Source organism: Leisingera sp. F5 (assembly GCF_001593695.1).
Genome location: NZ_LUKH01000335.1, coordinates 1 through 2804, shown reverse-complemented (window position 1 = coordinate 2804; position 2804 = coordinate 1). Strand labels below are relative to the sequence as shown.

Genomic DNA, 2804 nt, shown 5'->3' with positions numbered 1-2804 from the left:
CTTCTGGGGGTTGGCGGCGGTATCGTGCTGGTACCGGCCTTCTTCTATGCCTTTCAAACGCTTGGATATGGCGGCGATCAGCTGATGCAGATGTGCCTTGCGACCTCCCTTGCGACGATCATCGTGACCTCTGTGCGCTCCGTCCTGAGCCACAACAAGAAGGGCGCGGTGGATTGGGAGATCCTGCGCAGCTGGGGGCTGGGCATTGCCTTGGGGGCAGTGGTTGGCGTGCTGGCAGCCTCGGCGCTGCGCTCGACCGTGCTGCAGGGGGTGTTTGGCGGGCTGGCACTGGTGATCGGCTGCTACCTGGGGCTGGGCCGCGCGGACTGGCGGCTGGCTGAAGCCATGCCTAAGGGCGGCAAGCGGCTGGTGCTGTCGCCTGCGGTGGGGTTCCTGTCAGTGCTGATGGGCATCGGCGGCGGCAGCTTTGGCGTGCCGCTGATGACCCTGCACGGGGTGGCGGTGCACCGGGCGGTGGCGACCGCTGCGGGCTTTGGCGTGATCATCGCGGTACCGTCGGTGGCGGGGTTCCTGCTGCTGGATCTGGACCCGGCCACGCGGCCGCCGTTCACGATCGGGGCGGTTAACCTGGTGGCATTCTTCATTGTGATTGCGATGACGCTGATCACTGCGCCCTGGGGGGTGAAACTGGCCCATGCGATGAACCCCAAGCCGTTGAAACGGGTGTTCGGAGCGTTCTTGGTGCTGGTGGCACTGAACATGCTGCGCAAGGCTTTCGGATATTAAGAGGGACATCATGCCGGAGAAATTCGAGCAGTTTCAGGATAAAGGCTGGGTGCGCTTCGCCCGTGACCCGCAAATCTCTGCCTGGGCAACGGATGCACTGCAGCACGGGATCCGGGCGCTGGATGACCCGGCCTGCGCCGAGTGGTTCCAATGCGAGCGCACCTGGTTCATCGGCGTTGATGCGCTGCCCAATGACGCTGCGGGCCGTCTGCCGGATGGCCCGCCGCTGGCCGGCGCGCCGGTGGACTTCATCACCCAACACCTTGGCCCCATCCCTGGACTACACCGGGCGCAGGTGTCCTCGGTCTTTCCAGGTTATCCGCGCCCGCGGCCGGGCGAGGGCGAGGCCGCCTTCCGCTACCGCGTCAAACGCGATGCGGCGCATGTGGACGGGGTGAAGATGTTTGGCGCGCACCGCCGCCGCAAGGTGGAGGAGCCGCATGCCTGGGTGCTGGGCATTCCGCTCAATGAAAGCAGCCCCGATGCCTCGCCCCTGGTGATCTGGGAGGGCAGCCACAGGATTATGCGCCGCGCCTTTGCTGCGGCCTTTGAGGGCGTGCCGCCGGAGGCCTGGGCGGAGGTGGATGTGACCGATGCCTATACTGCCGCCCGCGCTGAGGTGTTTGAGACCTGCCCGCGGATCACCCTGCCGGCCAGGCCTGGCGAGTCCTATCTGATGCACCGGCTGTGCCTGCACGGAGTTGCGCCCTGGGGCGAGGCGGCATCTGCGCCGGAAGAGGGGCGCATGATCGCCTATTTCCGCCCGGAGCTGGCGGATTGGACCAAAGGGTGGCTGGCGGAGGGGTAGGTGTCAGCTTTCAGATCTGAGTTCGATGGCCGCTAAACTTGCTCCAGCCAGACACGCAGCGTGTCTTAGGCGGCTACTTCCTGACCTGAGATCAGAGGTCGAGTGGAAACAGCCTAAGCGACTTCTTTGGGTGAGCGGGATACGCTAGCTCAAAGCCATGGGCGTTTGCGAGCTCCTTGATTTGCCAATCCGGGTTTTCTATCCGCATTCCTTGTCCAAGGTCTACAAAGCGCCATTTGGCGGCGGTTGCCTTCGGTACCGCAAAGAAGGCGTGCTGATCTGACCCGGTATTGATATCCAGGATTTCGAAGCCGACTTGTGACGCCCGTGATTGGGCTGCGAGATACACGAAGCCGACGGCTTCGCCGCGTTTCAGCCCTGCCTTGTTCGCTTTCTCAACCAAGTCATTGCTTTCGTCCTTCGACCACACGACACCTGCGCGTTCGAAGATTTCTTCGAACCACTGCACCACTTCTGAGGCTTCTTCCGCCCAGTCCACCCTGGCGAGAAGGCCGCATTTTTCCAAGGCGTAGCAGATCACCCCCGCTTTGGGGCAGTAAGTCATCAGATCATGAAAATCCTCTTCGCCGGAAGCTTGACCGCTGAGGGCGTATTCTGCGGCTTCCTTTGCGAGCGGGTTTCCTAAGGAGAGTTCGTAAACCCCCTGAAGCAGAGATTCTCCGGGAGGAGTGCTTGGCCTCCCTTGAGCCGGCAGGGGATCTGATTTTGAGAATGTGTTGAGCAGGCGTTGAAAAAAGTTCATCAAATCGCTTCCGGAATTGGAGGATTGTCCGCCATGGAAACAGGCGCTTCAAACTCTTGCAAGAAAATGTTTGAAGCAGCTTCGACCTGTCTTGTCCCTCCATCGACACAAAGATGGCGCACTTTGATTTCCCGCACCCGAAGAGGATAGGTCAGCAATTCTGCCTGAATGTTTCGCGCGCGAAACATTGGGTCAGAATTTATTCCGCATGATTGACAGAGCCTTACCTCACCGCGCGCCGCGTTAGCTGCGCTTTAACCTTGCGCCGCGGCCGCCGCGGCGCTTGACCAGTTTGCTGGCGCGCTCCGGCAGATCGTTCATGATGCCGGCGCGTTCGTCGTTGCTCATCCTGGACCAGTCGCGGATCTCGTCGATGGAGCGGTAGCAGCCGGTGCAGATGCGCGCCTCCGGGTGGACGACGCAGATCTTGATGCAGGGGCTTTGGATCTCGTCCCGTTTCCATACGTCGTCAGTCATCATTCACCC

The 2804-nt window shown here is 61.6% G+C and carries 4 protein-coding genes; 2 read left to right on the top strand and 2 right to left on the bottom strand.

All coding sequences use genetic code 11. The annotated features are described in order from the left end of the window. Together A2I95_RS29835 and A2I95_RS29830 are read left to right on the top strand one after the other, a co-directional pair. A partial coding sequence (locus tag A2I95_RS29835) for a sulfite exporter TauE/SafE family protein (protein ID WP_291735704.1) occupies positions 1 to 747 on the top strand: 747 nt, incomplete at its 5' end. A 10-nt stretch (positions 748 to 757) separates the two neighbouring features. Beyond that, a complete protein-coding gene (locus A2I95_RS29830; RefSeq protein ID WP_291735702.1) occupies positions 758 to 1555 on the top strand; it encodes a hypothetical protein in 798 nt (265 codons plus the stop codon). A 91-nt stretch (positions 1556 to 1646) separates the two neighbouring features. Here A2I95_RS29830 and A2I95_RS29825 read toward each other — a convergent pair whose 3' ends face one another. Further along, positions 1647 to 2318, bottom strand: a complete 672-nt coding sequence (locus A2I95_RS29825; protein WP_291735700.1) for a hypothetical protein — start codon at positions 2316 to 2318, stop codon at positions 1647 to 1649. 243 nt (positions 2319 to 2561) lie between these two features. Further along, positions 2562 to 2795 (bottom strand): DUF1289 domain-containing protein, encoded by a 234-nt coding sequence (locus A2I95_RS29820; protein ID WP_291735698.1) that lies wholly within the window; start codon positions 2793 to 2795, stop codon positions 2562 to 2564. Positions 2796 to 2804 lie beyond the last annotated feature (9 nt).